19 protein-coding genes are annotated in these 22,666 nt (G+C 60.8%); all 19 read right to left on the reverse strand.

Features of this window, described 5'->3' with window-relative positions; translation table 11 throughout:
• Window positions 1–61: 61 nt before the first annotated feature.
• Window positions 62–1,051: a 30S ribosomal protein S2 gene (locus K2Q04_RS20235; protein ID WP_291166935.1), complete on the reverse strand. Its 990-nt coding sequence runs from the start codon at window positions 1,049–1,051 to the stop codon at window positions 62–64.
• Between the two features lie 380 nt (window positions 1,052–1,431).
• On the reverse strand, window positions 1,432–1,776 hold the full coding sequence (locus K2Q04_RS20240) for a hypothetical protein (RefSeq protein WP_291166937.1): 345 nt from the start codon (window positions 1,774–1,776) through the stop codon (window positions 1,432–1,434).
• 101 nt (window positions 1,777–1,877) lie between these two features.
• Complete coding sequence (locus K2Q04_RS20245) at window positions 1,878–2,141, reverse strand: hypothetical protein (protein WP_291166940.1); 264 nt, start codon at window positions 2,139–2,141, stop codon at window positions 1,878–1,880.
• Window positions 2,142–2,275: 134 nt separating this feature from the next.
• Window positions 2,276–5,821 (reverse strand): DNA polymerase III subunit alpha, encoded by a 3,546-nt coding sequence (dnaE, locus tag K2Q04_RS20250; RefSeq protein ID WP_291166942.1) that lies wholly within the window; start codon window positions 5,819–5,821, stop codon window positions 2,276–2,278.
• Window positions 5,822–5,923: 102 nt separating this feature from the next.
• Window positions 5,924–6,634: an ABC transporter ATP-binding protein gene (locus tag K2Q04_RS20255; protein ID WP_092867584.1), complete on the reverse strand. Its 711-nt coding sequence runs from the start codon at window positions 6,632–6,634 to the stop codon at window positions 5,924–5,926.
• 5 nt (window positions 6,635–6,639) lie between these two features.
• Window positions 6,640–7,863: a lipoprotein-releasing ABC transporter permease subunit gene (locus tag K2Q04_RS20260; RefSeq protein WP_291167039.1), complete on the reverse strand. Its 1,224-nt coding sequence runs from the start codon at window positions 7,861–7,863 to the stop codon at window positions 6,640–6,642.
• 181 nt (window positions 7,864–8,044) lie between these two features.
• Complete coding sequence (proS, locus tag K2Q04_RS20265) at window positions 8,045–9,580, reverse strand: proline--tRNA ligase (RefSeq protein WP_291166945.1); 1,536 nt, start codon at window positions 9,578–9,580, stop codon at window positions 8,045–8,047.
• A 343-nt stretch (window positions 9,581–9,923) separates the two neighbouring features.
• Window positions 9,924–10,148 carry a DUF1467 family protein gene (locus K2Q04_RS20270; RefSeq protein WP_291166947.1) on the reverse strand — a complete coding sequence of 75 codons (225 nt, stop codon included), beginning with the start codon at window positions 10,146–10,148 and terminating at the stop codon, window positions 9,924–9,926.
• 62 nt (window positions 10,149–10,210) lie between these two features.
• Window positions 10,211–10,615, reverse strand: a complete 405-nt coding sequence (gene mce, locus K2Q04_RS20275) for a methylmalonyl-CoA epimerase (RefSeq protein WP_291166949.1) — start codon at window positions 10,613–10,615, stop codon at window positions 10,211–10,213.
• 45 nt (window positions 10,616–10,660) lie between these two features.
• Window positions 10,661–12,373 (reverse strand): ribonuclease J, encoded by a 1,713-nt coding sequence (locus tag K2Q04_RS20280; RefSeq protein WP_291166954.1) that lies wholly within the window; start codon window positions 12,371–12,373, stop codon window positions 10,661–10,663.
• Entirely contained in the window at window positions 12,370–13,128 is a 759-nt protein-coding gene (locus tag K2Q04_RS20285) for a biotin--[acetyl-CoA-carboxylase] ligase (RefSeq protein WP_291166956.1), read from the reverse strand. The genes K2Q04_RS20280 and K2Q04_RS20285 overlap by 4 nt, the downstream gene beginning before the upstream one ends.
• 2 nt (window positions 13,129–13,130) lie before the next feature.
• On the reverse strand, window positions 13,131–14,588 hold the full coding sequence (gene nuoN / locus K2Q04_RS20290) for an NADH-quinone oxidoreductase subunit NuoN (RefSeq protein WP_291166958.1): 1,458 nt from the start codon (window positions 14,586–14,588) through the stop codon (window positions 13,131–13,133).
• Complete coding sequence (locus tag K2Q04_RS20295) at window positions 14,588–16,087, reverse strand: NADH-quinone oxidoreductase subunit M (protein WP_291166960.1); 1,500 nt, start codon at window positions 16,085–16,087, stop codon at window positions 14,588–14,590. Before K2Q04_RS20295 ends, nuoN begins: the two co-directional genes overlap by 1 nt.
• Window positions 16,084–18,042 (reverse strand): NADH-quinone oxidoreductase subunit L, encoded by a 1,959-nt coding sequence (gene nuoL / locus K2Q04_RS20300; RefSeq protein ID WP_291166962.1) that lies wholly within the window; start codon window positions 18,040–18,042, stop codon window positions 16,084–16,086. Before nuoL ends, K2Q04_RS20295 begins: the two co-directional genes overlap by 4 nt.
• 7 nt (window positions 18,043–18,049) lie before the next feature.
• A complete protein-coding gene (gene nuoK / locus K2Q04_RS20305) occupies window positions 18,050–18,358 on the reverse strand; it encodes an NADH-quinone oxidoreductase subunit NuoK (RefSeq protein WP_291166964.1) in 309 nt (102 codons plus the stop codon).
• Complete coding sequence (locus K2Q04_RS20310) at window positions 18,355–18,996, reverse strand: NADH-quinone oxidoreductase subunit J (protein ID WP_291166966.1); 642 nt, start codon at window positions 18,994–18,996, stop codon at window positions 18,355–18,357. The genes nuoK and K2Q04_RS20310 overlap by 4 nt, the downstream gene beginning before the upstream one ends.
• A gap of 11 nt (window positions 18,997–19,007) precedes the next feature.
• Window positions 19,008–19,496 carry an NADH-quinone oxidoreductase subunit NuoI gene (gene nuoI / locus K2Q04_RS20315; RefSeq protein WP_291166968.1) on the reverse strand — a complete coding sequence of 163 codons (489 nt, stop codon included), beginning with the start codon at window positions 19,494–19,496 and terminating at the stop codon, window positions 19,008–19,010.
• Window positions 19,493–20,563 (reverse strand): NADH-quinone oxidoreductase subunit NuoH, encoded by a 1,071-nt coding sequence (gene nuoH / locus K2Q04_RS20320; protein ID WP_291166970.1) that lies wholly within the window; start codon window positions 20,561–20,563, stop codon window positions 19,493–19,495. Before nuoH ends, nuoI begins: the two co-directional genes overlap by 4 nt.
• A 5-nt stretch (window positions 20,564–20,568) precedes the next feature.
• Complete coding sequence (nuoG, locus tag K2Q04_RS20325; protein ID WP_291166972.1) at window positions 20,569–22,665, reverse strand: NADH-quinone oxidoreductase subunit NuoG; 2,097 nt, start codon at window positions 22,663–22,665, stop codon at window positions 20,569–20,571.
• Window position 22,666: the final 1 nt, after the last annotated feature.

Consider the following 22,666-nt stretch of genomic DNA (forward strand, 5'->3'; position numbering starts at 1 on the left):
AGTTCATTCACAGTCGCGCTTCAACAGCACGACAGTTCGATGTCGGACACCAACGCCGGAATTAGACGGTGGCTGCCTCAACGAGCTTCTTGGCCTGAGCGACCCAGTCTTCCTTGGCGATCTGCCCCCTCAGCTTGAGCTGACGGTCCAGCGACTCGACGTAGTCGGGCGTGAGGTCGGCGATCTGCCAGAAGTGGTAGACGCCGGCATCGTTGAGGCGCTGCTCGATCTTCGGATTGATGCCCGTGATCCGCTTGAGATCATCAGCTTCGCCGCGCGGCGCTTCGATGCCCTTGAAGACGACCTTCGGCAGCTCTTCTGCCGGCGGCGTCTCGGATGCACCGACGTCAACGCCGGATGCGCCTTGCGAACGCTCGAGACCGTCGAGGGCAGCGCGAGCCATCAGATCGCAATAAAGGGTGATTGCACGGCCAGCGTCGTCGTTGCCCGGAACCGGATAATCAACGCCGTCCGGATCGCAGTTGGTGTCGACGATCGCGACGATCGGGATGCCAAGCTTGCGCGCCTCTTGGATGGCGATCGCTTCCTTGTTCGTGTCGATGACAACGAGGAGATCGGGCGTACCACCCATGTCCTTGATGCCGCCGAGCGACTGGTTGAGCTTGTCGCGTTCACGCGTGAGGTTCAGGACTTCTTTCTTCGTGCGGCCCTGCGGGTCGGCCAGGATCTCATCGAGCTGGCGGAGACGGCGGATCGACTGCGAAACGGTCTTCCAGTTGGTCAGCGTGCCGCCGAGCCAACGGTGATTGATGAAGTACTGGGCGCTGCGCTTTGCGGCGTCGGCGATGCCATCGGAAGCCTGGCGCTTCGTCGCGACGAAAAGAACGCGACCGCCGCCGGCGACCGTGTCGGAGACCTTGAGCAGCGCCTGATGCAACAGCGGCACCGTCTGCGTCAGATCGAGAATGTGTATTTTGTTGCGCGACCCATAGATGAACGGCGCCATCTTGGGGTTCCAGCGGTGTGCCTGGTGGCCGAAGTGAACGCCAGCTTCCAATAGCTGACGCATGTTGAAGGCAGGAAGTGCCATCGTATCGTTTCCTTTTCCGGTTAGACCTCCGCGAGACTTAAGAAGAGATTTGCTAGCCGTTTCATGGGCTTAGCGCTTCTCCACCGGAGCGCGATACGGGGCTTTTCATCCGTATTGCGCGAGCGTCTCGCGTGTGAGATGGCGGCTATATACGGGGGATTGTCCGAATGCGCAACCCATGAGGATCATTTGGGCGGCCCTTGCATCCGGCGCGGGAGGACCCGCCCGCCCTCCCCTCCAGTTAGCGGCCGAAAAGCAGAACGCACTGCGACCGACCAGCGTGGTTCGGAAGGCAGTGCGTCCATGATTTTTCAGGGCATTTTATCAGCCGTCGCGGATCGCTCCGCTACGCTACCGGCTGCGTCTTCCGGCTTTCGCCGTTACTTGCACTTGCCGTCGAGCAACGCGACAGCCCCGTCCATCGCGTTTGCTTCAGGAGAACCGTCGGCTGCGTTCTGGCCTGCATCCCAGGCGTTCTCGAAATCGTCGCCAAGCGTCTTGAAGTAGCCGTCGATTTCGTCGCCTGCAGCTTCAGCCTTCTTCTCGTCGTCGCCGATCTCGTCCATCTTTTTCGACATCGAACAATAGGCTTTGAGCTTCGCGGGGTCGGATGCGGTCGCCTCGAGGTTTTTCTTGATATCGGGCGCGGCCATTTTCTGGTCGGCGGCGTAAGCAGCGGGGGCGAGCAGCAAAGCAGCGACCAGGGCGGCGTAGAATTTCGACATTTTTGCCTCTTATTTGGCTAGCTCAACAGAGCGGAGCTATGGACGCAAACTGTGTCAGAAGAAGGCAGCGCTTCCGCTACCTTCAATAGAGTTGCAGGCGCTTACCGCCAAGCGCAGTGACGGCGTCCAAAACGGTAGCGGCAGACCCACTTCTGATTGTTTCCGCGGTAGTGCCGCTTGTAACCCCGCCTGTAGTCACGCTTATAGTACCGCTTTTTTCTGTAATCGACGTGTTCGACAACAGATTTCTCGGCGTGAATGCCGATGCCGTTGAGAGTGGCACCGGCCACGCCAGCATTCGCACTGCCGGCAGCACCGAGGGTGATAGTTGCGAGCGTCGCTGCAGCGATCAAGCTCATTTTCATTGATAGGCTCCTATCGAAACTAGACGCGTCTCTCACGTCTGGTCCCTTAACGCCTATCTGAGGACAAAGCCGTCGCTAATTTGATTAAAATCTTCACGGGCCGGAGCGGAACAGCCGATTCGCAACCGCTGGTTTTAAATTTCGATGATTTCCGACACGATTGGCAGCGCTTCAATGCGAAGGGCTTCGCGTGGAGAAACGTCATATCGGCCGGGCAATACGAATTCCATTTCGCGATTGCGATCATCGAGCGCAAGCACGATGCGAATTTCACCACCCCGCGCATTCGGCTTCAAAAATTTTCCGACATCTGAAACGGGCGCAGCTTTTGCGACAACCGACCGGCGATCGAGCACGAGCTTCAGATTGCGCGGAACAGCGGCCGCGGCCTTGTCGAGTTCTTCGATCGATTGCACACGCAGTTTCATCGTGTCGCCGTCACGCTCGGCTTCGACGGAAACAATGACGGGTGTTCCTGGCTCGAGAAGGTGGCGGCTCGCCGCCAGCGTGTCCGAGAAAATGATCGCCTCGAATTGTCCAGTCGCGTCGGAGAATGTGGCGAACGCAAATTTGTTACCTTTCTGGGAGCGCCGCTCGCGGGCCGCGATCACGATACCGGCAAGACGTCCTGCGCTCGCTCCGCGCATCACTAGCGCCTCGAACTCGCTCACCCGTTTGACGCCGAGCTTTCCCAGCACCCGGTCGTACTGATCGAGCGGATGACCGGAAAGATAGAAGCCAATGGCTTCGAATTCAGCCGACAACTTCTCCATGCTGGTCCAGGCGGGCGTCGCCCGCAGCACAAGGTCGGCGGGCTTTCCGCCCGAGCCAAAAAGATCGGTGATGCCCTGCGCTGCGTCGGCGGTTCGGCGCTGAGCGGACGCAAGGATGGTGTCGGCGTTGGCTGCAACGAGCGCGCGATTGGAATTCAGAGAATCGAAAGCTCCGGCTTTGGCCATTGTTTCGACGGCTCTCTTATTCAAAGCCTTGGCATCGACACGGCTCGCGAAGTCGCCGAGGCCGCTATAGAGTCCGCCTGCGGTCCGCTCGCTGACGATCGTTTCGACCGCGGCCGCCCCAATGTTCTTCAAAGCCGCGAGCGAATAGCGAATAGCGCCGCATTTGGAATCGCCGGACGGCGGCTCGACGCCGAAATCGACGCCCGATTGATTGACGCACGGCGGCAGCATCTTAATTCCGGACTTTCGCGCTTCGGACGCAAACATCGCGAGCTTGTCGGTATTGCCCATATCGAGCGTCATCGAGGCCGCGAAGAATTCCTCGCGGAAGTTCGCCTTCAAATAGGCTGTGTGATAGCTGACGAGCGCGTAAGCGGCTGCGTGCGATTTGTTGAAGCCGTAGCCAGCGAACTTATCGACCAGCTCGAAAATGTAGATCGCGTCTTCCTTTTTGACGCCGTTGGCGAGCGCGCCTTCGACGAAGCGGGCTTGCTGCTTCGCCATCTCGGCCTTGTCTTTCTTACCCATGGCGCGGCGGAGCAAGTCGGCTTGTCCGAGCGTGTAGCCGCCCATCACCTGAGCGATCTGAATGACCTGCTCCTGATAGATGATAACGCCGTACGTCTCCTTCAGGATGCCTTCGAGCATCGGATGCAGGCAGTCGACCGGCTCTTCGCCGTGCTTGCGGTTGATGTACGTCGGGATGTTGTCCATCGGGCCCGGGCGATAGAGCGCAACCATGGCGATGATGTCCTCGAAGCGGTCGGGCTTCAGCCGCTTCAAGCTTTCGCGCATGCCCGTACTTTCGAGCTGGAACACGCCGGCCGTATCGGCCTTGGCCAGCATCTCGTAAGCCGGCTTATCGTCGAGCGGCAGCGCCGCCAGATCGATATCGATACCGCGGCCGCGCTTGATCAGTTCGAGTGCCTTGGCGAGGACCGTCAGCGTTTTGAGGCCGAGGAAGTCGAACTTCACGAGGCCCGCCGCCTCGACCATTTTCCAGTTGTATTGGGTGATCGGGAAGTGGGACTTCGGATCGCGATAGAGCGGCACGAGTTCTTCGAGCGGCCTGTCGCCTATCACCATGCCGGCGGCGTGGGTCGAGGCGTGGCGATAAAGGCCTTCGAGCTTCTCGGCGATTTCGAGCAGCCGCGCGACGATCGGTTCGCTGTCGCGTTCTTCCTGAAGCTTCGGCTCGCCGTCGATCGCCTCGCGCAGCGTAACCGGATTTGCGGGGTTGTTCGGCACGAGCTTGCAGAGACGGTCGACCTGACCGTAAGGCATTTGCAGCACGCGGCCGACGTCGCGCAGCACGGCGCGAGCCTGCAGCTTTCCATGCGTGATGATCTGCGCGACGCGATCATCACCATATTTCTTCTGCACGTAGTCGATGACGCGATCGCGCTTTTCCTGGCAGAAGTCGATGTCGAAGTCCGGCATCGAGACGCGCTCGGGATTGAGAAAGCGCTCGAAGAGCAAGCCGAAGCGCAGCGGATCGAGATCGGTGATCGTCAGTGCGTAAGCAACGAGCGAACCCGCGCCCGAACCGCGGCCGGGTCCGACGGGCACGCCGTTGGCTTTCGACCACTTGATGAAGTCGGCCACGATCAGAAAGTAGCCGGGGAACTTCATCTGCGTGATGACGTCTACCTCGTAGGCGAGGCGCTTTTCATAATCCTCGACCGTGAAGCCTTGCGCGGGACCATGCGCATCCAGCCGGCGCTTCAATCCTTCGATGGCTTGGTTCTTCAGCTCTGCGGCTTCAAGACGGAAGTTTTCGATCTCGCTCAAGCTGTCGTCGGCGGCGACAAAGCGCGGTAGGATCGGCTTTTTTCCCTCAGGGCGAAATGCGCAGCGGATGGCGATTTCAACGGTGTTCGCCAAAGCCTCCGGGAGATCGGCGAACAGCGCCGCCATCTCGTCTTCGCTTTTCAGGTAATGCTCGGGGCTTGCGCGGCGGCGATTGTCCTCGACGACGTAGCGGCCGTCCGCGATGCAAAGAAGCGCGTCGTGCGCTTCGTAGTGGCCGCGCACCGCGAAATAACATTCGTTCGTCGCGACGATCGGCAGGTTGCGTGCATAGGCGAGTTCGATGAGCTGCGGTTCGACTTCGGCTTCTTCAGGAAGGCCGTGGCGTTGGAGTTCAACGTAGAGCCGGTCGCCGAAAATCTTCTCGAGCGTCTTCAGCCGTTCGACAGCCTGCTCGTGCTGGCCGTCACGAAGGGCTGCATCGATCGGACCCTGCGGGCCGCCCGTCAGCGCGATGATGCCTCCCGACAGTTCTTCGAGGCGCGCGACTTTGACGTGCAAAGGTTCATCTGCCGACGGCTCGAAATTCAAAGATTTCGAAAGCCGCATGAGGTTGGCGAACCCCTCAGCGTTCATGGCGAGCAGCGCTAGCTTGCCGGCCGGCTTAACGCGCGGCTCATTGCTCATCGCCTTGAGCACAACCGTACCGTTGTCTCGATTGTCCCCAAAATCGATATCGAGCGTCGTGCCCGAAATCGGCTGCACGCCCGCGCCCCACAGCTTTTCAGAAAATTCGAGTGCGCCGAAGAGATTGTTCGTATCGGTCAATCCGAGCGCGGGGAGATTCATCGCAGTCGCGAGTTTGGCGAGCTTCGTTATCGGAAGCGCGCCTTCGAGCAGCGAGTAAGCCGAATGCACCTTGAGGTGAATGAACTTCGGGTTTCGCGCGGGTGGCCGAATCGGGTGTTCCATGTGCCTACGTTATGTACACGACGGCATGCCGCAAGTTAAACGCGCCGGCGCCGCACAGCTCTGAACGAGCCTTTGTCGGCAGACTTGCAAATCCGTGGATTTTCAGCGCGTTTGTGCCAGCGAGATCTCGACAAGGCGGCCTTCATGAACCTGCAGAACGCGGTCCATGCGGCTTGCGAGTTCAAGATTGTGGGTCGCGATCAACGCTGCAACCCCTTGGCGGCGAATGACATCGATCAGCTGACGGAACACATGTTCAGACGTGTGCGGATCGAGGTTTCCGGTCGGCTCGTCGGCTAGCAGAAGCCGCGGGCTGTTCGCCAGTCCACGGCAGATGGCGGTGCGCTGCTGCTCGCCGCCCGATAGCTCGGCGGGACGATGCTCGGCGCGTCCGGCGAGACCTACGCTTGCGAGAAGCTCGCGCGCGTGTTTATCCGCCGCCTTACGGCTCGTGCCGAGAATGAGCTGCGGAATGACGACGTTTTCGAGCGCGCTGAATTCCGGCAACAGCTGGTGGAACTGATAGACGAATCCGATCTCTTTCCGACGGAGCTTCGTGCGCTCGGCTTCGGTGAGCGTCGCGCAATCGTGGCCGTTGATGATCACGCGGCCGCTCGTCGGGGATTCGAGCAATCCCGTTATGTGCAGAAGCGTAGACTTGCCGGCGCCGGAAGGCCCGACGAGCGCCACGGCCTGACCGGGCCAAAGAACGGCGTCGACGCCCGTTAAAACCGTGATCTCCTTTTCGCCTTGGCGAAAGGATCTCGTGACGTTCTCGAGCTGCAGGATCGGCGCGATGGGTGTGGTGTCCATGGGTCTCACTCGTACCGCAACGCTTCAACGGGATCGAGCTTCGACGCTTTCCAAGACGGATAGAGCGTTGCGATGACCGACAGTGCAAGCGCCATCAAGACGATGCCTCCCGTTTCGTGCACATCGATCTCTGCGGGCAGCTTCGTCAGATAATAGACGCTCGGATCGAAGACCGTCGTACCGGAGACCCACGATACGAAGTTCTTGATGTTCTCGATGTTCCAACAGAAGACGACGCCGAGCACCAGTCCGGCGAGCGTGCCGACGACGCCGATGGAAGCGCCGGTGATCAGGAATATCCGCATCACGGCGCCCTTGGTTGCTCCCATCGTCCGCAAGATCGCAATATCGCGGCCCTTGTCCTTCACGAGCATCATCAGGCCGGAAATGATGTTCAGCGCCGCGACGAGCACGATCAGCGAGAGGATGATGAACATGACGTTCCGTTCGACCGCGAGCACGTTGAAGAACGTCTCGTTGCGCTGACGCCAATCGTTGATGGTGATCGACGGCCCCGTCGCCTCCTGGATAAGCCGATTATAACGATCGACATCTTCCGGATTGTCGACGACGACTTCGACGACATCGACTTCGCCGTTCTTCGAGAAATATTTCTGCGCTTCGCCGAGCGGCATGAAGATCATCATGCGGTCGTATTCGGACATGCCCAATTCGAAGATCGAGGTGACCTGATAGGCTTTAGATCTGGGCGCTGTCCCGAACGGGGTTGCAGCTCCGCGCGGCGAGACGAGCGTCACCGTATCGCCGAGACCGACGCGCAACTGGTTCGCAAGGCGCACGCCCATTGCGATGCCGCTCTGACTGTCGAAGCCATCGAGCGTGCCGGCGCGAACGTTGCTGGCGACGAGCTTCAGCGATTTCAAATCGTTCTCGCGCACGCCGCGAACGAGACCGCCGAGCGCCTGCGAGGTCGAGGAGACCATCACCTGGCCTTCGATGACGGGCATCGCCGTCTGGACGCCGGGCACGCGCGAAATCGTGTTGGCGACATCCGTGTAGTCAGTGAAGGGATCGCCGAGCTTCTGGACGATGACGTGGCCGTTGAGGCCCATGATCTTGCCGAACAGATCGTGCCGGAAGCCGTTCATCACCGCCATGACGATAATCAACGTCGCGACGCCGAGCATGATGCCGAGAAACGAGAACCCGGCAATGACGGAGATGAAACCTTCCTTCCGCCTTGCACGCAGATAGCGGCCGGCGATCATCCATTCGAAGGCCGAGAATGGCTTCGTCCCGCTGGACGCTACCCGTTCGCCTGAAAACCCAGCCGACGCCTCGCTGTGCCCTGAAACAGTCATCGTGGCCTCACCGCCGTTTCCCCAATCGCGCGCCGCATCGCAGCTCCCTGTGTCGCAGTTAAGGCCGTTTGACCGTATTCCAGCCGTTTTAGTATGCGCGTGCGATCAGCACGTACTCCTTCGCCGGTTCGCCGGTGAAGAGGCAGGCCCCCGCGACCGCCTCCTGCGCCAGGGGCGCGTTGCGGATGGTGAGCTTCAGGGCCTTCAGCTTATCGGCGATGGCGTCGAGCGCTGCACCTTCCGGACGCGACCAAGGAACGCGTACCCAGCCCTTGAACGCTCCGGCTTCGTCGTCGCCTTCGGCCGCCGGCCCGAAGTACTCTTCGAGTTCCTTGAACGACTTAATGTTCGTGATGATGTTGCTGTCGAGTCGCGCCTTCGCCTCGCTATAGAGCGTCGACTGAATCTCTTTCAGAAGCGCGGGCGCCTCGGCCACGAAGTCGGCGCGAGGCTTCGTATTGGAAATGACTTTGTCGCCGTCGCGCAGGCGGTCGCGGCGCATGAACGTGACGTTGCCGCCGGTCGCATCGCGACCGCCGATCTCGACAATAACGGGGGCGCCACGGCGCACCCAGTTCCAGCGCTTCTCGGCGGATTTCGTCAGTTTCAAATCCACAAGCGTGCGGATGCCGGCTGCCTTCAGCTCTTTTTCGAGCGACTTGCAATATTCGATCAGCTCAGCGTCTTCCGGCTTCTCGCGGAGCATCGGCACAATGACGATCTGGCGCGGAGCAATCATAGGCGGCAGGCGCAGACCATCGTCGTCGCCGTGGGTCATGATCACGCCGCCGATCAGCCGCGTCGAGACACCCCAGCTTGTCGTGTGGCAGTGCGTGAGCGCGCCTTGCGCGTTCTGGAATTGGATGTTCTGCGCTTCGGCGAAGTGCGTGCCGAGATAATGCGACGTTCCGGCTTGCAGGGCTTTGCCGTCCTGCATCATCGCTTCGATCGAATAGGTATTATCTGCTCCGGGGAAGCGTTCGTTCGGCGGCTTCTCGCCCGCCACGACAGGCATCGCCAGCACGTCTTCCGCAAACGTCCGATAAACTTCGAGCATCTTCAGCGTCTCGGCAACCGCATCGTCGCGGTCCGCGTGGGCCGTGTGGCCTTCCTGCCAAAGAAACTCGGTCGTGCGCAGGAACAGACGCGTGCGCATTTCCCAGCGCACGACGTTGGCCCACTGATTCACAAGCAGCGGCAGGTCGCGATAGCTCTTGATCCAGCGCTGGAACGCGTCGCCGATAATCGTCTCCGACGTCGGGCGGACGATCAACGGTTCTTCAAGCTTGGCGTCGGGATCGACCACCAGCTTGCCGCCCTCGTTTTTCAGGCGATGGTGCGTGACGACCGCCATCTCCTTGGCGAATCCCTCGACGTGCTCCGCCTCCTTGGCGATGAAGCTCATCGGGATGAACAGCGGGAAGTAGCAGTTGTCGTGGCCCGTATCCTTGATGCGGGCGTCGAGTTCGGCCTGGATGCGTTCCCAGACGCCCCAGCCCCACGGCTTGATGATCATGCAGCCGCGAACGGGGCTCGTCTCGGCCATATCGCCGTCGCGGACGATCGCCTGATACCATTCCGGGAAGTTCTGCTCGCGGGTGACGGAAAGGGCGCGCTTGCTCATCGTGCGGCCTCCGGCGCATGTGCGCGCTTACGAGAGGGATTGCACGGAAAGCCTTGGGAAATTCGCATTGCGAGCTCGCTCGTTAAATTCGCGCGGGCGAGCCGCGCCTTAAGTCTCTCGGCACTCAGGAATTTAGCCCAAGCCGAATAGCCTTTTCATGCGGGCGTTGCAACGGAGCAAAGCCGGCGCGCGAAGGGTTCAACCTCTGAAAGACTTGCGGCATCGGGCCCGCGCGAGGGACAGGGCGCAATAGCGGGTCGGCGTTGCCCTGGCAATCGGCGGTCACGTCGAAGTTGTGGGCAGTGATGGCCGGGCTTATCCCGATCCTAGATGGCGGATAATCTCAGATATTCGCGATCACTGCGTAGACGCCCGCGAAGGTGACGGCTGCGACCAGCGTGTTGACCCACACAAGCCTGAAGACGTTCATCTTGTGAGGCGCGCTTTCAGGGGTGCCTGGAACGATGTCGCCCGCCTCGTCCTGAGTTTTCGCGAAGAAGGGCAGCACTGCGAACAGCGTGATGAACCAAAGGCAAAAGAACGTTGCCACCGCTACCGACGTACGCATAACACCATCCCTTATTTCCTAGGCATCGCCAGGGCCGGATTCAGATCTCTTTCAGATCTGCCTCAGACCTGCTCCAACTCGACGAGGGTGCCGCAGAAATCCTTCGGATGGAGAAACAGCACGGGCTTGCCGTGTGCACCGATCTTCGGAGTGCCATCGCCGAGCACGCGAGCCCCCTGAGACTTCAACTGGTCGCGTGCTGCGATAATATCATCTACCTCGTAGCATACATGGTGAATCCCGCCGTCGGGGGATTTTTCGAGGAATTTCGCGATGGGGGAGCCTTCACCGAGCGGCTCAAGCAGCTCGATCTTGGTGTTTGGAAGCTCGATGAAAACAACGGTAACGCCGTGCTCTGGCTGAGCGAGTGCGGGACCGACCTTTGCGCCGAGAGCATTTTTATAAACCGCGGAGGCCTTGGCGAGATCTTTGACGGCTATGGCGACGTGGTTAAGGCGTCCAATCATGCTTCGGTCTCCAGCACGGCAAAGGCGGGCAAATTGTTGAGGCGATCAGTTTCTGCCATCCACCACGGAGACAAGCACTTTGACAACCGGTTTCTTGCCCCAGGCCTCGTTGATGGCGGAACGCACTGCGCGAAGCACTGCGTCCTGAACCATGCCGTGGTCGCTGCGCCGTTTCGGCGGAATTGAGCGGAGCGTTCCGTCGATAGCGTCAAGCACGATTTCGCGCATCGATTCGCCGTTGCGGTCGGCGGCCGGAATGCCCTCGAGAACAACGCCCGGTTTACCAACGATTTCGCCGCGCCGCGATAGCGCCATCGCAATCACGGCGATGCCCACGAACGATAGTTTGCGTCGGCTCTTCACCGGTCCTTCGGCGTCCGGAACAATGAGGTTGCCGTCACGATAGAGGCGGCCGACCGGCGCTTGATCGATGACGGCTGCGGGCCCCGGCCACAGCTTCAAGACGTCTCCGTCGACGATCGTGAAAGTTTCGCTGACGCCGCACGAGCGCGCGAGCTTCGCGTGCTCTCTTAGATGCCGCGCCTCGCCGTGCATCGGAATGGCGATCTTCGGACGAATCCAACCGTACATGTCCCTGATCTCGTCGCGACGCGGATGGCCGGTAACGTGCACGAGCTCTTCGCTGTCAGTGACGATATCGACGCCGAGGCGGGCCAGTCCGTTCTGGATGCGCGAGACGGCTTTTTCATTTCCGGGAATGGTGCGCGAGGAGAAGATGACGAGATCGCCCTTGTCGAGCGAGATATCCGGATGTTCGTCTTCCGCGATGCGTGCCATCGCAGCGCGTGTCTCGCCCTGACTGCCTGTGCACAGAACGAGGACCTTATCGCGCGGCAGATCGGAGAACCGCTGCTGGTCGAGATACGTGAAACCCTGCGGGAGGTAGCCCGTTTCGATTGCCACCTCGATGATGCGATGAAGCGCCCGGCCGGCGACGACGAGCGTGCGCCCGGCGGCATGGCCAGCCGCTGCGATCGAGGCAACGCGCGCTACGTTCGATGCGAAGAGCGTAACGGCGACACAGCGCGGCGCGTCGGCGATGAGCTTCCGCAGCGTCTTGGCGACATCAGATTCCGAGGCGGATCTGCCCTCCCTCATCGCGTTCGTCGAATCGCCGACCATCGCGAGCACGCCTTCATCGCCGAGCGCCTCGAGCCTTCCGGCATCGTGCGGACGGCCAACGACGGGCGTCGGATCGAGTTTCCAGTCGCCGGTATGGAAGACGAGACCTGCGGGCGTTCGGATCGCGAGACCATTGGGCTCGGGAATCGAATGCGTGACGCTGACAAATTCGACTTCGAAGGGGCCGGCATTGAAGCGGCCGCTGAGCGGCACTTCCTTGATCGGCAGCGAGAGCGACCCGCCATATTCACCGACCTTCATCTTCAGCATTCCCGCCGTGAACGGCGTCGCGAAGATCGGGCATTCTAGTGACGGCCAGAGATCGATGATGGCGCCGACGTGATCCTCGTGCGCGTGCGTCAAGACAAGGCCGACGAGGTTTTTGCGTTCGGCAGTGATGAAGCGGAGGTCGGGCAGCACGACGTCGGCCCCCGGCTCGCTTTCATGCGGAAAGGTAACGCCCAGATCGACCATCAGCCAGGAGCGTGCTCTCGGCGGCCCGAAGCCGTAGAGATAGACGTTCATGCCGATCTCGCCGAGACCGCCGAGCGCCATGAATACGAGTTCGTCTGGTCTCAAACTTCCCGTTCGCGAAGAGGGTGCGCGTTCGCTCATGGAGTTCCATCGCGCGCAATCTGGTCAACAAGCATGACGTCGCCGTAGCTGATTTCTTTAATGGTGCCACCAACGTCGGCACGCAGCGCGCCGGTTTCGGAAAGCCCTTGATAAGTTGCAGATAAGAGGCCCGCGGCCGTATTTATCGTGATGCGTTCACCAATGGCGCCTGCGCGCTCCATCCACGCCTCGCGGATTGCGGCGAAGCCCTCCCCCGCCTGCCAGCGGCCGAGCCAGAAAGCGACCTTTTCGGAAAGCATCTCAAGGAAGACGAGCGGCTCGGGAGATTTGCCGTGCTGGCTGAGCGCCGTGACGGCACGACCGAGGCTGTCAGGTGCGCTGATCAAATTCAATCCAAAGCCTAATATTGCTAAAAAACCAGGGCCAGCGCGAACGGAAGTGCTCTCGACCAGAATCCCCCCGGCTTTGGCGCTTCCGATCAAAATATCGTTCGGCCATTTGAGGCGAAGTTCGGTTCCCGGCGCAAGATCCATTGTGGCGCGAACGGCGTCTATCACCGCAATTCCAGCGAGTAGTGACAATTGGCCCGCCTTTTCCAGCGGGGCATCGGAGCGGAACGCGACGCTGGCGTGGAGGTTACCGGGCTCTGATACCCAGGCCCGGCCGGAGCGTCCCCGTCCGCCGGTCTGAGTATCGGCGATGACCCATAGGGGAAGCTCCTCGCCGCTCAGGCCGAGACGCATGGCGTCGGCGTTCGTCGACGCAGTCTCAGCGAGATGGACGATGCGCGGCATGACTAGGGATGGGCCGGCACAAGCACCGAAGCTGCAGCCGTTGCCGCGTCGACCACCGTTCCGCCGACGAAGGGCAGAACGAACGCCACAACGAAGGCTGCCGAAAGCGCCATGACTGCAAAGGTCCGGCCTTCAGGCGGCGAAAAGCCCTCCGCCGTCTCGTCGAAGAACATGATCTTCACGACCCGCAGATAATAGTACGCGCCAACGACGCTCGTTACGACGCCGATGACGGATAGCGGATAGAGCCCTGCCTTGATCGCCGGCAGGAAGACGTACCATTTCGCCCAGAAGCCGGCGAGCGGCGGTATACCGGCGAGCGAAAACATCAGAACGGCGAGGATCGTTGCGAACGTGAGGTTGGTTTTCGCGAGGCCCGAAAGGTCGGAGATGCTCTCAACGTTGCGGCCGTTGCGCTGCATCGCGAGGACGCACGCAAACGCGCCGAGCGTCATCGCGACGTAGATCACGAGATAGACGAGTACGCCGGCTGTACCTTCGGTGTTGTTCGCGGCAAGCCCTATCAGGGCGAAGCCGACGTTGCCAATCGAGGAGTAAGCGAGCAGGCGTTTAATGTTGTTCTGACCGATCGCCGCGAAAGAGCCGAGCACCATCGAGGCAATCGCGAGGAAAATGACGATCTGCTGCCACTGTGGCGCAATGCCCGGAAGTGCTGCCTGGGTGAAGCGGAGCAGGAGCGCCATGGCGGCAATCTTCGGTGCGCCGGCGAAGAACGCGGTAACCGGGGTCGGCGCACCCTGGTAGACGTCGGGCGTCCACATGTGGAACGGCACGGCTGCGATTTTAAACGCCAAGCCAACGAGGACGAACACGAGGCCGAAAGTCAGGCCGATATTCGTCGACATTTCCGGGATCGTTGCCGCGGCTGCTATCGTTGCGTAACCCGTCGAGCCCGTGACGCCGTAGAGCATCGACGCGCCGTAGAGCAGCATGCCCGAGGACAATGCTCCGAGGACGAAATACTTGAGGCCCGCTTCGCTGGATTGCACGTCGTCGCGCTTGAACGCGGCGATGACGTAGAGCGCCAGGGACTGCAGCTCGAGGCCGAGGTAGAGCGCGATGAGGTCATTCGCCGAGACCATCATCAGCATGCCGAGCGTCGCGAGCAGAACGAGCACCGGATATTCGAACTGGAGAAGCTTGGCGCGGCCGAAGTTGTCGAACGTCATCAGCAGCGTCAACGCGGCGCCGATGAGGATGACGATCTTCAGGAAGCGCGTGAATCCGTCGGAGACGAACGCTCCGCCGAAAACAAGCGAGCTGCCGCTGCCCTGGAAGACGGCGATGGCGGTCGCGAGCAACAGGCCGATCGAAAGCCACGTCACGGTGCGGCCCGCCGCTTCGCCATTGGATGTAAAGACGCCGAGCATCAGCAGCGAAATGGCGCCGATCGCGAGGATCAGCTCCGGCAAAACGACATTTAGGACCGAGCTATCCATTATTGGGTTCCTTGTGGCGCCGCCGATGCAGCCGCCGTCCCCTGGGCGGATTGATAATTCTGCACGAGGTTCTTCACCGACGTCGCCGTCACGTCGAGGACGGGAGCCGGATAGACGCCGTAGAAAATCGTGAGCAGCACGAGCGGGGCGAGGATCGCGATCTCGCGCGGAGAAAGATCGAGCAAGCCCTTAAGGTTTGCCTTTTCGAGCGCGCCAAAAATGACCCGGCGATAGAGATAGAGCGCGTAGGCTGCCGAGAGGATGATGCCGGTCGTCGCCAGGATCGCTACCCAGGTGTTGGCCTTGAAGGCCGCCAGCAGCGTCAAGAATTCGCCGATGAAGCCGCTGGTCCCGGGCAGGCCGACGTTCGCCATCGTAAAGACCATGAAGGCGACTGCGTATTTCGGCATGCGCTCGACGAGGCCGCCATAGGCCGCGATTTCACGGGTGTGCGTGCGATCGTAGATGACGCCGACACAGAGGAAGAGTGCAGATGAAATGATGCCGTGCGACAGCATCTGGAAGATCGCGCCGTCAACGCCCTGCTGGGTGGCCGTGAAGATGCCCATTGTCACGAAGCCCATGTGCGCCACCGAAGAGTAGGCAATGAGCTTCTTGATATCTTCCTGCACGAGCGCGACGAGCGACGTGTAGATGATCGCGACGATCGACAGCGTGAACACCAGAGGCGCGAGATCGGCCGAAGCGTTCGGGAACATCGGCAGCGAGAAGCGCAGGAAGCCGTAGCCGCCCATCTTCAAGAGAATGCCGGCGAGAATGACCGAACCCGCAGTCGGCGCTTCGACGTGCGCATCAGGAAGCCAGGTGTGGACGGGCCACATCGGCATCTTCACCGCGAACGATGCAAAGAACGCGAGCCATAGCCACCACTGCATATCCGGCGGGAACTTCGTCTGCAGCAGGGTCGGGATATCGGTCGTTCCGGCGTGCCAGTACATCGCCATCATGGCAAGCAACATCAGCACCGAGCCGAGCAGCGTGTAGAGAAAGAACTTGAAGCTCGCGTAGACGCGCCGCTTGCCGCCCCAAACGCCGATGATGATGAACATCGGGATGAGGCCGCCCTCGAAGAAGAGGTAGAAGAGAACCATATCGAGCGCGCAGAACACGCCGAGCATCAGCGTTTCCAGAACGAGAAACGCGATCATGTATTCCTTGACGCGATCCTGGACCGATACCCAGCTCGCCAGAATGCAGAGCGGCATCAGGAACGTCGTCAGGATGACGAACAGCATCGAAATGCCGTCGACGCCCATTTTATATTTCAGCGGACCGAGCCAAGCGTGCTCCTCGACGAACTGGAAGCCCGCCGTGTTCGTATCGAAGTTGATCCAGATGAGAAGCGAGACGGCGAACGTGACGAGCGTCGTCCAGAGCGCAATCCAGCGCGCGTTGCCCTTGGCTTCCGAGTTGAGCGTCGCGATCAGCAGCGCTCCGACAAGCGGCAGGAATGTCGTGACAGTCAGAATGTTGCTCATTTGAGCACCCCGCCAAAGAGCCCGTTGTAGGTGAGCCATGTCAGGATGGCCGCAACGCCGATCAGCATCGCGAAGGCATAGTGGTACATGTAGCCCGTCTGCAGTTTGACGACGCGATCGGTAACGCGGACGACGCCCGCCGCCGTTCCATCGATGGCGCCATCGATGACGGCCCCGTCACCGCCCTTCCAAAGGAAGCGGCCGATTGCAAACGCGGGCCGCACGAAAATCAGATTGTAGAGCTCGTCGAAGTACCACTTGTTCAACAGGAAGAGGTAGAGCGGGCGGAACGCGCGCGCCGTTGCCTCCGGCAGCCAAGGAGCACCGATGTAGTAGACCCAAGCGATCGCAAAGCCCGCGAGCATCGCGATCAACGACGAATAGGGGACCCATCCCGGCACTTCGTGCATTTCGTGCAGGATATGATTGTGCTCGCCGCGGAAAATCGCAGCGCCCCAGAATTCGCTCTGGTCATGCCCCATGAAATACGGCGCGAAAACGAGACCAGCGAGAACGGCTCCGAGCGACAGGACCGCAAGCGGCACCATCATCGTCGGCGGGCTTTCATGGGCGTGGTCGAAGGTGTGATGGTCGGCGCGTGTTTCGCCGTAGAACGTCATGAAGATGAGGCGCCAGGAATAGAATGACGTCATCAATGCCGCGACAACGAGGAGCCAGAAGGCGTAGTTGTTCGGCGTGTTGGCGGCATAGGCCGCCTCGATGATGGCATCCTTCGAATAGAAGCCGGCGAAGCCCGCGAGATGGGGAATGCCGACGCCCGTCAACGCGAGCGTGCCGATCATCATCGCGGCGAACGTCCACGGTATTTTACGCCGGAGGCCGCCCATCGCGCGCATATCCTGCTCGTGATGCATGGCGTGAATGACCGAACCCGCGCCCAGGAACAACAGCGCCTTGAAGAAGGCGTGCGTAAAAAGGTGGAAGATGCCGACGCCGTATGCGCCGATGCCGCACGCAACGAACATGTAGCCGAGCTGCGAGCACGTCGAATAGGCGATGACACGTTTGATGTCGTTCTGGACGAGGCCGACAGTCGCGGCGAAGAAGGCGGTGATGGCGCCGATGAACGTCACGACGATGAGCGCATTCGGCGCCAGCTCGAAGATCGGCGACAGGCGCGCGACCATGAACACGCCGGCGGTCACCATCGTCGCGGCGTGGATGAGCGCGGAGACGGGCGTCGGGCCTTCCATCGCGTCAGGCAACCACGTGTGCAGCAGGAACTGAGCGGACTTGCCCATCGCGCCAACGAACAGCAACAGCGAGAGCGTCGTCAGGATATCGACTTCGTAACCCGCAAAGCTGAAGGTCTTGCCGATGGCGCTCGGCGCTGCTGCGAACAGCGCGTCGAGGTTCACAGTGTGAAAGACGAAGAAGAGGCCGAAGACGCCGAGCGAAAAACCGAAGTCGCCGACGCGGTTGACGATAAACGCCTTGATGGCGGCGGCGTTGGCTTCGGGCTTCTTGTACCAGAAGCCGATGAGCAGATAGGACGCCAGGCCGACGCCTTCCCAGCCGAAGAACATCTGCACGAGGTTGCCGCTCGTGACGAGCATCAACATCGCGAAGGTGAAGAGCGAGAGATACGCGAAGAACCGCGGCCGCGAGTCATCTTCGTGCATGTAGCCGATCGAATAGAGATGCACGAGCGAGGAGACCGTCGTCACGACGACGAGCATGACGGACGTCAGCGTATCGATCTTGAGCGCCCATGAGACGTCGAGTTCGCCCGACGTGATCCAGCGCATCAGGGTGATTTCGCGGGTTTCGTGTCCGAGGCCGACCTGGACGAACACGACCCAGGACAGCACGGCGGCGATCATCAGGAACGCGGTCGTGATGATCTCGCTCGGCCGATCGCCGATGACACGGCCGAACAGCCCGGCAATCAGCGCGCCGGCAAGCGGCAGAAAAACGATGGCGGCGTAAATCATTCCCGCCTCACCCCTTCATCATGTTGATGTCTTCGACCGCGATGGAACCGCGGTTGCGGAAGTAGACGACCATGATCGCGAGGCCGATGGCGGATTCGGCCGCGGCGACGGTCAGCACGAACAGCGCGAAAATCTGCCCGACGAGGTCGCCGTTGAAGTGCGCGAACGCGACGAAGTTGATGTTGACCGCAAGCAGCATCAACTCGATCGAAAGCAAGATGACGATGACGTTCTTCCGGTTCAGGAAGATGCCGAAGATGCCGAGCGTGAAGAGACACGCGGCGACGACCAGATAATGCCCAAGACCGATGGTCATTCCGCAGCCTCCGGATGTTTGGCGGGTGGCGGGATGACCGAGCCGCCGCTCGGGACCTTGACCACTTCAAGGCCGGTCGCCGGCCCCCGCGCGACCTGTGCGCTGATGGACTGGCGCTTGACGTTTTGGCGGTGCTTCAGCGTCAGGACGATAGCGCCGATCATCGCGACGAGCAGGATGAGGCCCGCTCCCTCGAAGTAGTAGACGTACTTCGTATAGAGGATTTCGCCGAGCGCCCGGGTGTTGGTGATGCCCGCCGGCACGGGCGACGTTGGGCTCATCACGGGCGAGACCGCAAGGCCCTTGTAACCGACGAGCGCGAGAAGCTCGAGCAGAACGAGGCCGCCGATCAGAGCGCCGATCTTGGCGTTCTTGATGAAGCCGGCTTTCAGTTCGGCGAAGTCGACGTCGAGCATCATCACGACGAACAGGAAGAGCACCGCAACCGCACCGACGTAGACGATGACAAGCAGCATCGCCAGGAATTCGGCGTTGAGCAGAACGAACAGACCCGCAGCGTTGAAGAACGCCAGAATGAGGAACAGGACGGCGTGAACCGGGTTCCTCGTCAGAATGACCGACGCGCCCGCTGCCACCGCGAGGACAGAGAAGAGATAGAAGAAGAGAGCCGATGCCATCGCCTTGCCTTCTATCGATACTTCGCGTCGAGCGCGATGTTCTTTGCGATTTCGCGTTCCCAGCGGTCGCCGTTCGCGAGCAGCCGGTCCTTGTCGTAGAAAAGTTCTTCGCGCGTCTCGGTCGCGAACTCGAAGTTCGGCCCTTCGACGATGGCGTCGACCGGGCAGGCTTCCTGGCAGAGTCCGCAATAGATGCACTTCGTCATGTCGATGTCGTAGCGCGTCGTGCGGCGGGTGCCGTCGTTGCGGCGCGGGCCGGCTTCGATCGTGATTGCCTGAGCCGGGCAGATGGCTTCGCAGAGCTTGCAGGCGATGCAGCGCTCTTCGCCGTTCGGATAGCGGCGGAGCGCATGCTCACCGCGGAAGCGGGGCGACAGCGGGCCTTTTTCATAAGGATAGTTCAGCGTCTTCTTCGGCGAGAAGAAGTAGCGCATCGTGAGGAAGAACGCCGAGACGAACTCCAACAGGAAAAGCGACTTTACTGCGCGCGCTACGCTCATGAGAGGAAGCCTCCGAATTGGAGCACGGCGGCGGTGATGACGACCATGACGAGCGACAACGGCAGGAACACTTTCCAACCGAGACGCATCAATTGATCGTAGCGATACCGCGGCACCATCGCCTTCACCATGGCAAACATGAAGAAGACGAATACGACTTTGATCAGGAACCAGAAAATGCCCGGGACGGCGTTGAGCGGCCAGATGTCCAGCGGCGGCAGCCAGCCCCCCAGGAAGAGGATGGTCGTCATCGCGCACATGGCCGTTATCGAGACGTACTCGCCGAGCATGTAAAGCAGGTAAGGGGTCGAGGAATATTCGACCATGAAGCCCGCAACGAGTTCGGATTCGGCTTCGACGAGGTCGAACGGCGGCCGGTTCGTCTCGGCGAGCGCCGAGATAAAGAACACGACGAACATCGGGAAAAGCGCGAACCAGTTCCAGTCGAGCAGCGAGTTCGTCAGGCCGATGTGCGTGCCGATCCCGGTCTTCTGCGAGTTGACGACATCGGTCACGTTGAGCGAGCCGACGCACAGCAGCACGCAGATAATGACGAAGCCGATCGAGACCTCGTAGGAGACCATCTGCGCGGCGGAGCGCAGCGCGCCCATGAACGGATATTTCGAGTTCGACGCCCAGCCGCCCATGATGATGCCGTAGACGCCGAGCGACGAGATCGCGAGCAGGTAAAGAATTCCGACGTTCATGTCGGAAATCACCCACCGGCCCCAGCTATTCTCGTTGACGGGGATGACGGCCCACGACGCCAAGGCGCACGTTGCCGTTGCGAGCGGCGCCAGTAAGAAGACGACCTTGTCCGAGCCCGATGGGATGATCGGCTCCTTCAGGACGAACTTCAGAAGGTCGGCGAAGGATTGCAAAAGGCCGAATGGTCCGACGACGTTCGGGCCACGGCGCATCTGGACTGCGGCCCACACCTTGCGATCCATCAAGAGCAGGAAAGCGATGATGACCAAGAGCACGACCAGCAAGAGCAGGGAAAAGCCGATCAGCACCAGCAAGTTCCAGCCGTAGTCGTTCATGAATGTCTGCAGCGTGTCGAGCATGTTCCCTATTCCGCTGCGTTGAGTTTCTGTTGGTGAGACGCCCGAAGCGCGCTCATGCCCGCCATTACGGCGGAAGATCGCGCGATCGGGTTCGTCATGTAGAAGTCAGCGATCACCGGCGCGAACGGCGCTGATGACGGCTGCGCACCGAGTTTGGCAAGCGTCTCGAGCCCGGACACGGCGCGAACTTCGATCGTATCGAGGGCTGCAAGCTGCGGGCTCGTCCGGTACATCGCGGCGCGAAGCTCTTTCAAGCTGTCGTAGGGCAGTTTGCTGCCTGCACGCTCGGAGAGCGCCCGTATAATCGTCCAATCTTCCTTCGCGTCTCCCGGTGGAAACACGGCCTTCAGCGTCTGCTGCGCGCGGCCCTCGGTGTTCACGAAGGTTGCGCTCTTTTCAGTATAAGCCGCGCCGGGAAGAATGACATCAGCCCGTTCGGTGCCTTTGTCGCCATGCGTTCCCTGGTAAACGACGAACGCGGACGGGCTCACTTTCGACAGATCACATTCATCGGCGCCAAGCAGATAGATGAACTCTGAATCGGGCCCGAGAATTCCGGCGACATCCCTGCCGCCCTTCCCCGGAACGAAGCCAAGATCGAGACCTGCGACGCGGGCTGCTGCCGTGTGCAGGACATTGAAGCCGTTCCAGGCTGCGTCTTTCCCGGCAGATGCCGCGAGGAGGATGCGTGCTGCGAGCGACAGCGTAGCGAGACCGTCGGCACGGGCGAAGGCGCCCTGCCCGACGATGACCATCGGCTTGCTCGCGGCCTTCAATGCTTCGGCGAACGGGTGCTTGCCGTTTGCGATCTCGGCCAAGGTTTCTGGCCCGGCGCCCAGATATTCATAAGGGTACGCAAGATCCACCTTGGCGCCGACAAGCGCGATTTTCGTCGGCGCGCTGCGCCAGCGCTTACGGATACGTGAGTTGAGAACCGCAGCTTCGAGACGTGGGTTGGCGCCGACGATCAGGATCGCGTCGGCCTCTTCGATGCCTTCGATGCCGGAGTTGAAGAGATAGCTTGCGCGGCCGAGCTTCGGATCGAGCTTGTCGCCTGCCTGGCGGCAATCGAGAGACGTTGCACCCAAGCGCGTGAGAAGGTCTTTCAGCGCGAACATTTCCTCGGCACCCACGAGGTCGCCCGCTATGGCGCCGATCTTTTCCGGCGAAGCCGCTTTCAATTTCGCGGCAACGAGACCCAGCGCTTCATCCCAGCTTGCGGGTTCGAAGCGGCCGTTCTTGCGGATGTAGGGTTGATCGAGGCGCTGCGTTTTCAGGCCGTCCGCCACGTGACGCGTCTTGTCGGAGATCCATTCCTCGTTCACGGCGTCGTTGTTGCGCGGAAGGATGCGCATGACGGCTGCGCCGCGGACGTCGGCGCTGACCGAGGAACCGACCGCGTCCATCACGTCGACGGTCTCAAACGTTTCCATTTCCCATGGCCGGGCGGCGAAGGCCCAAGGGCGATGCGTCAGCGCGCCGACCGGGCAAAGATCCACGGCGTTGGCACTCATTTCGGAAAGGATGCCTTGCTCGAGATAGGTCGTGATTTCAGCGTCTTCGCCGCGGCCGATCAGTCCGAGTTCCTCGACGCCCGCGACTTCCGTCATGTAGCGAACGCAGCGCGTGCAATGGATGCAACGCGTCATCATCGTCTTGATGAGCGGACCGATGTGCTTTTCTTCGACAGCGCGCTTGTTTTCGGTATAGCGCGAGCCGCCCATGCCGAACGCCATCGCCTGATCTTGCAGATCGCATTCGCCGCCCTGATCGCAGATCGGGCAGTCGAGCGGGTGGTTGATGAGCAGAAACTCCATCACCCCTTCACGCGCCTTCTTCACCATCGGAGAGGCGGTGTTGACGACCTTCGGCGAGCCGTCCCTGTTCGGCGGCAGATCGTTGACGAGCATGGCGCAGGACGCGACCGGCTTCGGCGAACCTTCGACCTCGACCAGACACATGCGGCAGTTGCCGGCGATCGACAGCCGCTCGTGATAGCAGAAGCGCGGAATGACTGCGCCCGCCAATTCGCAGGCGTGCATCAGTGTCGTGCCGTCTTCGACCTCAATCGGCTTGCCGTCGACAATAAGTTGCTTGGCCATC

Origin of the sequence: Hyphomicrobium sp. (assembly GCF_019753045.1) — a bacterium.
GTDB lineage: Bacteria > Pseudomonadota > Alphaproteobacteria > Rhizobiales > Hyphomicrobiaceae > Hyphomicrobium_B.